Genomic DNA, 12,965 nt, shown 5'->3' on the forward strand with positions numbered 1-12,965 from the left:
CCCAGTGGACGCAGCGAGCCCGGTGGACGCGGACCCGACGGGCCCCGGGGCGACGGGCCCCGGGACGACGGGCCCGGCCGAGGACGCGGAGAAGTACGTGGAGGGGGCGGGGGACATGAAGGAGTCCGCGAAGGAGTACGTGAAGGAGTCCGTGGAGGAATACGTGCAGGGAGCGGGGGACGTGGACGACACGGAGGAGTACGAGTTCCCCGTCTCCGACGCCCAGAGCCGCCTCCTGGTCCTCGACCGGATGAACCCCGGCACCGCCCAGTACAACGTGCCGGCCGCCTTCGCCGTGCACGGCCCCTTCGACGCCGGCGCGTTCGCGTACGCGCTCGACGCCCTGGTCGCCCGTCACGAATCCCTGCGCACCGTCTTCCGCACCGCGCCCGACGGCACGCAGACGCAGATCGTCGCCGCCACCGGCCGCGCCCACCTCACCGTCGAGAAGGACGTGGCCGCGCACGAGGCCGACGCGCGGCTGCGCGCCGACGCCGCCCGGCCCTTCGACCCGGCGGCCGGACCGCTGCTGCGGTGCACGGTGTACGCACTCGACGACGGCAGCCACCGTGTGCTGCTCGTCGCCCACCACCTGATCTGCGACGGCTGGTCCCTCGGCGTCATCCTGCGCGACCTCTCCGCGGCGTACGCGGCGTACGCGACGGAATCGACAGGATCGACGGACTCGACGGAATCGACGGACTCAGCGGGAGCCGAAGGCCTCCTCCCCGAACTCCCCCTCCAGTTCCCGGACTTCGCCGCCTGGCAGCACGAGCGCCGGGCCCAGGGCGGCTACGCCGACGCCGTCGCCCACTGGGCCGGCCGGCTGCGCGGGGCGCCCGAGGTCGTCTCGCCGCCGCCGGACCGCCCGCGTCCCGCCGTCCGCTCGGCGGCGGGCGGCAGCGAACGCTTCCTGCTGACCGCCGCGGTCCGCGCGCGCCTCGCCGCGGCCGCCCGGGACCGCGCCGCCACCCCGTTCATGGCGCTGTTCGCCGCGTACGCCGCCTTCCTCGGCCGGCTCACCGGCCGCGACGACCTCGTCATCGGCTACCCCGTCTCCGGACGCGACCGTCCCGAACTCCAGGAGATGGTCGGCATGCTGACCAACACCCTGGCCCTCCGTGTCGACCTCTCCGGAGACCCGTCGTACGGCGAACTGATCGGCCGCGTCCGCGCCGCGCTGCTCGCCGGACAGCCGTACCAGGACGCGCCGTTCGAGGCCGTCGTGGACGCCGTCGCCCCGTCCCGCGACACCAGTCACGACCCGGTGGTGCAGCTCGTCTTCGCCTACGACGACGACACGGACCTCACCCTCGACCTGGCGGGCGCGCGCGTCGAACGCCTCGAACTCGCCCTGCCCACCGCGAAGTTCGACTTCCACCTGCACGTCGAGCGGTGGGGCGACGGGACCGGGGGAGGCGACGCCGAGGGCGACGGGGCCGGGGCCCGGGATGAGCTGGCCGCCCAGTTCATCTACCGCAGTGACCTCTTCGAGGCCGCCACCGTCCGCGGCTGGGTGCGCAACTTCGAGACGCTCCTCGATGAGGCCCTCGCCCGCCCCGACGCCCGGCTCTCCACCCTCGACCCCGTACCGGCCGACGAGCGCGCCCGCGCCGTCGCCGCCGCCGACCGCACCGCGGAGGCCGCACCCACGGACCGCCTGGTGCCCGACCTCATCGCGGACGTCGCCGCGGCACGCCCCGACGCCACCGCCCTCGTCTGCGGAGACGTACGGCTCACCTACCGCGAACTCCTCGCCGCAGCCGACGCGTTGGCGTCCCGGCTGCGTGCGGCCGGAGTACGCCCCGGAGTCCGGGTCGGCCTGCTGCTGCCCCGCTCCCCGGAGATGGGCATCGCCGCGCTCGCGGTGCTCCGCGCGGGCGGTGCGTACGTCCCCCTTGACCAGGCCCACCCGCACGCGCGCCTCGCCCACATGGTCGAGACGTCCGGTACGTCCCTGCTCGTGACGGCGGCGGAGACGGCGGACAAGGGGGCGGGGCTGGGCGTACGGTGCGTGCGGGCGGACGCGGAGCCGGTGGGCGGGGCAGAAGCGGAACCGGGGGGCGGGGCAGCGGTCCCGCCGGCCGGTCGGCCGTCTCCGCAGGACCTCGCGTACGTCCTGTTCACCTCCGGCTCCACGGGCGTGCCCAAGGGCGTCGCCGTCGAGCACCGCGCGCTGCTCAACCTGACCCGGGCCGTACGCCCCGCCTTCCCCGTCACCGCCGACGACCGCGTGCTGCAATTCGTCTCGTTCGGCTTCGACGTGGCCGTCTCCGACCTGTTCTTCCCGTGGGTCGCCGGCGCCGAACTGCACATCGCGCGCGACGACGAACGGCTCGGCGAGACGCTCTACGCCCGGCTGCGCGACTCACGCATCACGTACGTCTTCCTGCCGCCGTCCGCCGCGATGCTGCTGCCCGACGTGACCGGGCGCCTGCCCCACCTGCGGACGCTCGCCGTCGGCGGCGAGGCCTGCCCCGCCGAACTCGTCGAGCGGCTGAGCGAGCCGGGCCGCAGGATCCTCAACGCGTACGGCCCGAGCGAGGCGACGGTCTACGCCACCACCGCCGACCTCGTCCCCGGCGAACCCGTGGTGATCGGCCGCCCGGTGCCCGGCGCACGCGTCCACGTCCTCGACGACCGGCTGCGCACCGTGCCGACCGGCGTCACCGGCGAGGTCTACATCGGGGGTGCCTCGCTGGCCCGCGGCTACATCGACCGGCCCGGCATGACCGCCGAACGCTTCGTCGCCGACCCGTACGGCCCGCCCGGCTCCCGCATGTACCGCACCGGCGACCTCGCCCGCATCGACGCGCGGGGCCGCCTGCACTACCTCGGCCGCTCCGACTCCCAGGTCAAGCTGCGCGGCATCCGCATCGAACTCGGCGAGATCGAGGCGCTGTTGGCCGGCTCCCCGGACGTGGCGGTCGCCGCGGCGGCCGTACGCGGCAAGGGCGCCGAACAGCGGCTCGTCGCGTACGTCGTGCACCGGGACGGCGCGACACCCTCCGACGAGTCCCTGCGCGCCCATCTCGCCGAGCGGCTCCCCGGCTACATGCTGCCGGAGGTCTACGTCCACCTCGACGAGCTCCCGCTCAACCGCTCGGGCAAGATCGACCGCGCCCGGCTGCCCGAACCGCCGGGCGAGCGCCAGGAGTCGGGCCGCAGCTACGTGGCGCCCCGCACCGCCACCGAACGCCGTCTGGCGGACATCTGGTCCCGCGTACTGACCCTCGACCGGGTCGGCGTCCACGACAACTTCTTCGACCTGGGCGGCAATTCGGTCCGCTTGCTCGGAGTACTCACCGCACTGCGGGAGTCGGCCGGGGGGACGGGGGAGCGGTCGGGTCCGGCGGAGCACGCGGGCTCGGGGGAGCGGTCGGGTTCCGGGGAGCAGGCGTACTCGGGGGAACGGCCGGGTTCCGGGGGGCAGGCAGCCGTGGGAGATCGCCCGGCCCCCAGGACCGACGACGACGGTTTCGGGCTGCCGGACCTCTCGCTGGTCGACCTGTTCCGCCTCCCCACCGTCGCCGCGCTCGCGGCACACATCGACCGGGCCGCAGAGACCTCCGGCGGCCCCGCCGACGCCCCCTCCGGCACACCCGTCGTCGACACCTCCGACGCACAACGCCGGGGCGACGACCGCCGCGCACGCCAGAACGCCGCCGCACAACGGCTCCGCTCCAGGAAAGGCACGCCACGATGACCGAGCCCACCACGCCGGCCACTCGGCACACCGCCGCCGCGTCCGCCGCGTCCACGCCCGAGGCGACCGCGGACGGGGCCCCCGAGACCCACCGGGCCCCCGAGCCCCCCTTCTCCCCGGCCTCCGACGCCGAGCTGGACCCGGCCCTGGAGTCCGCCATCGCGATCGTCGGGATGAGCGGCCGGTTCCCCGGCGCCCCCGACCTGGACGCCTACTGGGCGAACCTGCGCGACGGCGTCTGCTCCATCGTCGACTTCACCGAAGAGGAGCTGCTGGCCGACGGCGCGGACCCGGCCGAAGTTCGCGGCCCCGAGTACGTGCCCGCCAGGGGCCACCTCGCCGGCGCCGACCGCTTCGAGGCCGGCCTCTTCGGCTTCAACCGCACGGAGGCCGCCGCGCTCGACCCCCAGCACCGGCTCCTCCTGGAGACCGCCTGGGCCGCCCTGGAGGACGCCGGCCACGACCCGCTCGCCGCGCCGTCCCGCACCGGCGTGTACGTCGGCGGCAGCCCGACCGAGCACATGCTGGCCGCCCACACCGACCGCCGCCTCGCGGCCCAGCTCGGCGCGCTGCAGATCCGCATCCTCGCCGACCGGGAGTTCCTCGCCCCCTGGATCTCGTACCGCCTCGGCCTCGAAGGGCCGAGCATGACCGTGCAGACGGCCTGTTCGACCTCGCTGACGGCCGTGCACCTCGCCGCCCAGGCGCTGCTGCTCGGCGAGTGCGACATGGCGCTGGCGGGCGGCGTCAGCGTCGACACCGTACGCAGGCAGGGGTACGTCCATTACGAGGGCGGCATCTTCTCCGCGGACGGCCGGTGCCGGCCCTTCGACGAACAGGCGGGCGGCACCGTGCCCGGCAGCGGCGTGGGCGTCGTCGTCCTGCGCCGCCTCTCGGACGCGCTCGCCGACGGCGACCCGATCCGCGCGGTCGTACGCGGCACCGCGCTGACCAACGACGGTTCGGCGAAGGTCGGCTTCACCGCGCCCGGCGTGGAACAGCAGACGGCGGCCGTGGTCGAGGCCTGGTCGGCGGCGGGCCTCGAACCGTCCGCGGCCCAGTACCTGGAGACCCACGGAACGGCGACGGAACTGGGCGACCGAGTAGAACTGGCGGCGGCAAAAGCGGCGTTCACACCCCACTCCCACCCCCACCCGACCCCGGACACGCCGCACCCAACCTCCCGTATAGGAATCGGCTCGGTGAAGTCCAACATCGGCCACCTGGACGCGGCGGCGGGCGTGGCGTCGCTCATCAAGGTGGTGCTGATGCTGGAGCACGGGACGCTGGCACCCACGGTCAACGTGACCCGCCCGCACCCCGAACTCGCCCTGGACAGCACCCCTTTCGAGGTCGTGGACCGCACCGCGCAGTGGCCGAGCCCGCCCGGAACCCCGCGCCGCGCGGGCGTGAGCTCGCTCGGCATAGGCGGCACGAACGTCCACGTGGTCGTGGAACAGGCCCCGCCCCGCACGCCACACAGCGGCACCGCCACACCCGCCGGAGGCACCCACCTCCTGCCCCTCTCTGCCCGCACGGAGACGGCCCTCACCACGCTGGCCGCCAGACTCGCCGCGACCCTGCGCGCACCGGACGCCCCGTCCCTCGCCGACGTCGCACACACGCTGCGCACCGGCCGCACCCCCCTGGACGTACGCGCGTACGTCCTGGCCAAGGACCGGGCGGAGGCGGCGGAGCGCCTGACCGCGCTGGCGGAGGGCCGCGCGAACCACGAGGACGCCACCGCTGCCGCCCCCGAGGTTGACGGGCTGCGCGAACTCGGCGACGTATGGCTGAAGGGCGGCACGGTCACGTGGCCGGAAGGCCCCCAGGCCCCGGAAGCCGGCCGCAGGGTGAGCCTGCCGACGTACCCGTTCGAGGGGGACAGCTACGGCGCACTGACTCTGACGCCAAGGCAGCACGCCGAGCCCACGCTCACGCGGAACGCAACCGACATCGCTGCAGACGTCGATGCCTCCCCCAAGGCAGAGGAGACCGAGAACCTCCCCAGGGCGATCGCCGAGGTCCTGGCGGAGGCACTGGGCCTGGACCTGAACGCGGACGGCACCATCCCGCCGGAGACGACCTACTTCGCCGCGGGCGGCGACTCGCTGACCGCCGTCCACCTGGTCGGCAGGCTGAGGGACGACTTCGGCATCGACGTACCGATCACCCTGTTCCTGGAGGAGCTGACCCTGCGGGAACTGGCCGACCGCATCATCGGCGCGAAGGAGCCGGACGCGGCGGAGGACTCGCTCGACGCGCTCCTGTCGGAGTTCGAGGCGGAGTGACGGACCCGGCGCGCGGGGTCAGGGCGCGACGGCGCCCCGGCCCCGCAGCGAGGCGGCCACGAGCTCGGTGACGTACGGCAGATGATCGTCGAGGAAGAAGTGCCCGCCGGCGAGCACATGGCAGGAGAAGCCGCCCCGGGTCTCGCTCTCCCAGCCCCGCACGCCCTCCACCGTGACGCGCGGGTCGGCGTCCCCGGCCAGCGCGACGATCGGACAGTCCAGCGGCGGCCCGGCACGGTGGACGTGCTCGTCCAGAAGCTGATAGTCGGCGCGCATGGGTGGCAGGATGATCGGCAGCAGCTCGGGGTGGGCGAGGAGTTCGTCGGCGGTACCGGACAACTTCCGCATCTCGTCGACGAGTTCACGGTCCGACATCTCCCGCACCGGCCGACGCTCGACGGCGGGCAAGGTGGGCGCCTGCCGGCCGGAGACGAACAGGGCCACGGGAGGACGCCCCGCACCGGCCATGCGCCGCGCGGTCTCGAAGGCGAGCACCGCCCCCATGCTGTGCCCGAACAACGCCGTCGGCACACCGTCCCGCCACCCCGGCAACTCGGCGAGCACGGCGTCGACCACATCGTCGGCCCGCTCGGCGAACGGCTCACTGAACCGCTCCCGACGCCCGGGATACTGCACCACCAGCGGATCCACGACCCCGGAGACGGCAGCCGACCACGCATGGTAGGAACTGGCCGAACCCCCCGCATGCGGAAAACACACCATCCGCACCCCAGCCTCACCCGCAGGATGAAACCCCCGCACCCACTCACCCACATGCAACCCCTTCCCCACAGAACAACACCACCCCCATCCAACACGCCCCCAAACCCCCACCCCCCACCAGCCCACCCCCACCCCACGGAACACCACCCAGCCCCGCCACGTCAGGATTCACGCCACGGGACCGACTCTGCTCCGTACCCGTGAGTTCATCACTCGGGCAGACGTGAGCCGGGTGCCCTTCACTCCAAAAGGATTTCCTCGGGGCGCCGGCTGGTGATCGGCACGCCTTGCGCGTAGAGGATGTGGTTCAGGCATGCGGCGAGGTCGCCGCCGTGATCGTCGCGGGCCATGCTGCGCAACTCACGGGCCAGGTCCGACCCACTGATCAGGACGACGGGATACTGGTCCTCCACCATCTCGAGCTGAGCGGGCTCCGAGAAGGACCCGGTGGTGACGTAGACGCCGATCCAGCCGCGGCGCAGGCGGGCAACGACTCGTGCGATCTGTTCCGCGGATATGAGGCTGTCCGGGCGGATGCACTTGGCCTGGCCCAGGACGACGAGGCTGGTACCGGCAAGGCCTGCGCCCAGGTCGATGCGCCCGACGAAGTCTGCTCCCCCGTCCCCTGATCGTCGGGTGATCCAACCCTCGCGGTAGGTGTGACCGGCCCCCCTGAGTACGCGAGCAGCGACCGCGGAAGCAACGGCTTCGAAGTCGTGCTTGCGTCCGTCGAACTGTCGGTAGATGAGCTGGAGGTCCTCGTAGCGCATGCTTCCGGCCGGCGGACGCTGCTCACGCACCTTGGTGATGCGTGCGCGAGCGACGCGCCGTCGAACTCGGGGGAGTGCCGAGTGACCTCGCTTGACCCACTCGCGCCAGGCGCGGGGGGCCTTGGCGAGCGCCTCTTGGTCGGAAACCGTCGCGGAGCGGCGAGCTGTGATCCAGTCCCAATCGACCTGATCGTTCTCGGCGGTCAGGTCGATGACGGCGACGTCGTACACGTAGTTGGTGAACGTGGTGTGCTCGTGACCTGCCCATTGAACGATCCGCTCGGCACGCTCTATGACTCCGACCCCGCAGAACTCCACGAAGCCCTTGACCCTGCCGTCACGCGACACCGCACGAAACAACAACAACGGGGCCGCGCCGGCGCGGGCTTCGGGTGTCGGAGCCTGGTGTTCATCGAAGGCACCCAGGAGTGCGGCGTTCCCGGTGGTGGTCCCCGGGGGCTTCGTGATCCCGGCTTTGTGGTCCCCGAAGTACCGAACGTGGCCGTTGTCGAGGTCGAACACGTCGTGCCAAGGAGTCTGCTCGCTGCCGGCCTTCCATGGGCTGGAGCGGATCAGGATCGCCGGCCGACGCTGCCTTCCGTCTGCCGTGACCTTGGCCATGCCATTGATGCCTGCCTCGAGCAGCGCCTTCTTGTGACCTGGGGCGTCCGTGACGTAGTGGAAGTTCGCGTATCCGTCGAGCACAGCGTCACTCGGATCCTTGGCACTCGCATAGCGCAGCACCTGTCCGACCCGCAGCATCTCACCCATGACACCCCTCCCCATGCCTTGCGAGAGTGTGATCCTTTCACGGAGGGAACCGGGTGCCCAGAAAAGGCGGACCGTGACGTGAACGCCCCTGCCGACCCGCTGGTGCGGCCGAGTGCGTCGCAGAAACGGCAGACGCTGTAGATGCCCACCCCTCGTCGTCGCGGGCGGCCTTTGCCGGTACCGTCTTGGAACGCGATGGAGGCAAGGGGGGAACGAGTGACGTCCCAGGTGGTGTCGTACGAGCTCGACTCGAAGACGCTGGTCCAGTTCGAGATCGAGCCGACGGACGATTGGCAACCGGTCGGTACGGGCCCTGTGCTGAATCGTGTTCAGGACTCGGTTCGCCCGGCCGTGGAGGCCGCACGCACAGTACTGGATCAACTCGTGTGTCTGCGTCCCGATGAAGTCGAGGTGACCTTTGGCATCAAGGTCAATGGGTCTGCGAACTGGCTGGTCGCCAAGGCTGCCACGGAGGCGAACTTCGGTGTGAAGCTGACCTGGCGGTCTGGCTCGGAGCCGGATGGAGGCGAGGGCGGAGAGACCCTGAGTGAATGACGCTGCTCTCCGACACGGACTGAGCCCCGCGTCGGATACCTGGGTCACGGCCGTTCACCTCAGCGAGGGAGATACCAATCCCCGCGGCGCGGGGTTCCTCATCGACGCTCGCCGGGTGCTGACGTGCGCGCACGTGGTGCACACCGGCTCGGTCGTGTGTCCGGAACTGTGGGTCGCGTTCCCGAAGGCCGAGGAGCTGATGAACCGACGGATCAAGGTGCGCGAGGTCGTGGCTCCCACAGCAGAACTTCAAGACCGGCAGGACGTCGCAGTCCTCGTGCTCGAGGAGTCGGTATCCGCGGAGTATGCCGCTCCTCTGCTCCGTCCACCATCGAGGGAGTTGGTGGACAAGCGGTGGTGGGCCTTCGGTTTTCCGGACGGGATCCTGGGCGACTCGTCGGGCGGACTGATCGGAGAATCCCTCGGCTACGGCTGGGTGCGGTTGGACAACCGTGTGGGCGACGGCGTTCAGGGCGGCTACAGCGGCGGTGCTCTCTGGTCGGCTGACTATGGGGCCGTGGTCGGGCTGGTTGCTCAAGGGCGAAGAAGGGACGGCTATGCACGGGCCGTCACCATGCGGGCCGTCGATGTTTGTCTGCCGGATCAGCAGCTCCACTTGCTCACTGACTGGTCCACCGAGGACGCCGGCGACGTCGCTCTGTCCGCATGGGGCTGGACCCTGTCCAACGATCCGGAATCGGGGAAGCATTGGCACCCCAGGGCCCGAGGAGTGGGCTCGGATGCTGAGCGGGGGTTCCGCTTTTGCGGCCGAACTGCAGCGTTGAAGGTCATCGTCGAGTGGATCACCGATTCGGCATACGACCATCGCCAAGTCCTGCTCGTCACTGGCTCCCCAGGTGTGGGCAAGTCGGCGGTGTTGGGACGGATCGTCACCACCGCCGACCCGGAGATCGCCTCGCTGCTACCGGTCGACGACGACGCGGAGCGCGCGCCGATCGGCACGGTGGCTTGTGCGGTGCACGCCCGGCACAAGACGGCATTGGAAGTGGCGCGGGAAATCGCCACCGCGGCCTGTGCACCTCGCCCCGATGAGGTCGAGCAACTACCCACTTTGCTGCGGGGAGCCCTGGAAAATGGCGTATCGAGCCGTTTCTCGATCATCATCGATGCCTTGGACGAGGCCCGTACGCCGGCCGATGCACGGGCAATCATGCGGCACATTGCCGTCGCGACGGCAGAGACCTGCGCCGATCTCGGAGTTCGGGTCGTCGTCGGGAGTAGACGCACCGACGACCGCGGCGACCTCCTGGCACCGTTCCAGACTGCACTTCGGATCGTCGACCTCGACGATCCCGACTACTTCGCACAAGAGGATCTGGCTCGGTACGCGTTGGCGACGCTGCAGTTGTCGGGCGACGAGCGACGCGACAGTCCCTACGCGGACGGGGCAGTCGCCAAGCCCGTGGCTGACCGGGTCGCCGAGATGGCCCAGGGCAATTTCCTGATCGCGGGTCTGGTGGCGCGGACCCACGGCCTGCACGATCAGCACCCCGTGGACATTGCGGAGCTGCGGTTCACCACGACCGTTGATGCGGCATTGCGCGACTACCTCGCCCGTCTGCCGGATGTGGAGGGGGTGCCTGCGCCGGACGTACTCACCGCGTTGGCCTATGCGGATTCCCCGGGGCTTAGTGTGGATTTGTGGCATACGACGATCGAGGCGGTGAACGGGTCTGCTCCTACTCTGCGGGAACTGAGCAAGTTCGCCCGCACGTCCGCTGCCAGTTTTTTGGTGGAGTCGAGTGATCCCGATGCCGTCACCGGTAGCTTTCGACTGTTCCACCAGGCGTTGAACGAGGCGCTACTTGGCGATCGGGCGGCCGCGGGAGCTCTCGCCGATGATGAGGGCCGCATCGCCAGAGCACTGATGGGCCTGGTGTCGTCCGGTTGGCACAATGCGCCCGAATACCTACTGCGTTCTTTGCCGCGTCATGCAGTACGTGGGGGACTTCTCGACGAGTTGCTGGAGGACGAGGGATACCCCCTCCATGCTGATCTGCGCCGTCTCGTTCCTGCAGTGAAGACGGCAGCTTCGGCGGCGGCGCGTGCCCGTGGCCGTTTGCTGCGGACAACTCCTCAGGCGTTGGACGCATCGGCGGCGGATCGGGTAGCGCTCTTCAGCGTGACCGAGGCACGTGAGCACTTGGGACGCAGCTATCGCGACAGTGCCGTGCCGGCGCCTTATCGAGCCGTGTGGGCCGTTGGGGCGCCTCACACGGAGGAGATCGTTTTGGAGGGGCACACTGACTGGGTCAACGCGGTCTGCGTGATTGCAGCGGAGGGCCGCGTCGTGCTGGCCAGTGCGGGCAATGACGGCACCGTGCGGTTGTGGGACCCGGAGACCGGCGAGGGAGTGCGGGTCTTGGAGGCTCATGCGGGTGCGGTCAGGGCGTTGTGTCCGTTGCCCACCAGGCAGGGCGTCCTGTTGGCCAGTGCAGGCAACGACGGCATCGTTCGGCTGTGGAACCCGGACACCGGCGACGCGCGACGCGCCGTTGAGGGCCACGTCGGCTGGATCACTGCGCTGTGCACGATCGACGTGGATGGGCGGACCCTGTTGGCCAGTGCGGGCAATGACGGCACCGTGCGGTTGTGGGACCCGGAGACCGGCGAGGGAGTGCGGGTCTTGGAGGCTCATGCGGGTGCGGTCAGGGCGTTGTGTCCGTTGCCCACCGGGCAGGGCGTCCTGTTGGCCAGTGCAGGCAACGACGGCGCGATTCGACTGTGGGATCCAGGGACGGGGGACGTCGTCCGGGCCCTTGAGGACGGCTCCGACTGGATCACCGCGTTGTGCACGGTCGACATGGACGGGCGGACCCTGTTGGCGTCGGCGCGCATCGATGGGCTGGTATACGTGCAGGACGTGGCCGGTATGCCGGTGTGCACGCTTGAGGGTGCAGACGGCCCGATCACCACACTGTGTCCGGTAGAGGTGGAGGGGCGAACCCTACTGGCTTCGGTTGGCAACGACAGGCTCATCTACCTGCAGGATGCCCTGACCGGCGATTCGGTACGTGTGCTGGAGGGACACACTGATGTCGTGCAGGATGTGTGCGCAGTAATGTCGGAGGGGCATGCGTTGTTGGTGTCGGCCGGCAATGACAATACGGTCCGTCTGTGGGACACGGGAGCCCCGGGTCAGGTGACAGTGGTCGAGTCCCTGGAACCGGTCGAGGCCCTGTGCCCCATCGAAGGGACGTACGGAGTCCTGCTGGCGACCCTCGGGCACGGGGACACATTGCGTCTGTGGGACTCGCGAAACGGAGAGACCCGCCACACGTTCAAGACCCGCATCGGCACTGTCTCCGCGTTGTGCACCATCGACGTGGATGGGCGCAGTCTGTTGGCTTCAGTGGACAGTGACCGTTCGATCCGACTCTCAGATCCAGACACAGGTGGGGACGTGCGCGTCCTGGAGGTCGGCGATTGGTCGGTCAGGGCCCTGAGCTCGGTGGCGACGGGTGGGCGCACCCTATTGGCGGCCGCGGACGACAATGGGGTCGTTCGTATGCACGACCCACGCAGCGGCGAAATCGTGCATGTCCTGCCGGCCGAACGAGAACGGGCTGTGTTGGGTCTGTGCTCCGTCATGGTGGACGAGCGGGCGTATCTCGCCACGGCCTGGGACGACTATGCCGTGGCCTTGTGGGACATCGAGAGCACGACTGTGGCGCACCGTCTGACCGGTCACACTGACTGGGTGCGTGGGATGTGCGTGATGACGGTGCGGGGACGCACCCTGTTGGCCACTGCCGCCGAGGACCGCACGGTGCGCCTATGGAACCCGAGCACCGGCGAAACCGTGGCCAGCCTCGAGGGACACACCGCCGGAGTGAGTGCGGTGTGTGCCGTGGTCCTGGATACCCGTACGGTTCTCGTGTCCGCCGGTGATGATCGTACGGTCCGTCTGTGGGACCCGGAGCTGGCCCACGCCACCGAGGTTATTCCGGTTCGCTCACCCGTCCGGTCCCTCGCTCCTCACGGCCGCCGTGTATTCACCGGCCTTACCGACGGGCTTCTGGCCCTGGATCTGCGCTGAATGGGGGTTTCGTGGCGATCTCCAATCTCTCGACAGGTGAGGCCTGCCGACTCGTGTCGTATGCCGGCTTACCCACACGCAGGGCCGGC

The 12,965-nt window shown here is 70.3% G+C and carries 6 protein-coding genes; 4 read left to right on the forward strand and 2 right to left on the reverse strand.

All coding sequences use genetic code 11. The annotated features are described in order from the left end of the window. Positions 1-4: 4 nt before the first annotated feature. Together ACZ7DY_RS09295 and ACZ7DY_RS09300 are read left to right on the forward strand one after the other, a co-directional pair. Complete coding sequence (locus ACZ7DY_RS09295; protein ID WP_471132036.1) at positions 5-3,706, forward strand: non-ribosomal peptide synthetase; 3,702 nt, start codon at positions 5-7, stop codon at positions 3,704-3,706. After that, on the forward strand, positions 3,703-5,997 hold the full coding sequence (locus tag ACZ7DY_RS09300) for a beta-ketoacyl synthase N-terminal-like domain-containing protein (RefSeq protein WP_471132038.1): 2,295 nt from the start codon (positions 3,703-3,705) through the stop codon (positions 5,995-5,997). The genes ACZ7DY_RS09295 and ACZ7DY_RS09300 overlap by 4 nt, the downstream gene beginning before the upstream one ends. Before the next feature lie 18 nt (positions 5,998-6,015). Here the strand turns inward: ACZ7DY_RS09300 and ACZ7DY_RS09305 are convergent, their stop codons facing one another. Both ACZ7DY_RS09305 and ACZ7DY_RS09310 read right to left on the reverse strand, forming a co-directional pair. After that, positions 6,016-6,789 carry a thioesterase II family protein gene (locus ACZ7DY_RS09305; RefSeq protein WP_471132040.1) on the reverse strand — a complete coding sequence of 258 codons (774 nt, stop codon included), beginning with the start codon at positions 6,787-6,789 and terminating at the stop codon, positions 6,016-6,018. Between the two features lie 170 nt (positions 6,790-6,959). Continuing rightward, on the reverse strand, positions 6,960-8,261 hold the full coding sequence (locus ACZ7DY_RS09310; protein ID WP_471132041.1) for a restriction endonuclease: 1,302 nt from the start codon (positions 8,259-8,261) through the stop codon (positions 6,960-6,962). Positions 8,262-8,477: 216 nt separating this feature from the next. On the opposite strand from ACZ7DY_RS09310, the gene ACZ7DY_RS09315 reads away from it, so the two are divergent. Continuing rightward, positions 8,478-8,816 carry a CU044_2847 family protein gene (locus ACZ7DY_RS09315; RefSeq protein WP_471132044.1) on the forward strand — a complete coding sequence of 113 codons (339 nt, stop codon included), beginning with the start codon at positions 8,478-8,480 and terminating at the stop codon, positions 8,814-8,816. Beyond that, entirely contained in the window at positions 8,809-12,876 is a 4,068-nt protein-coding gene (locus tag ACZ7DY_RS09320; protein ID WP_471132046.1) for a trypsin-like peptidase domain-containing protein, read from the forward strand. Before ACZ7DY_RS09315 ends, ACZ7DY_RS09320 begins: the two co-directional genes overlap by 8 nt. Positions 12,877-12,965: the final 89 nt, after the last annotated feature.

The sequence above is a fragment of the Streptomyces sp. NPDC037013 genome (genome assembly GCF_055607265.1).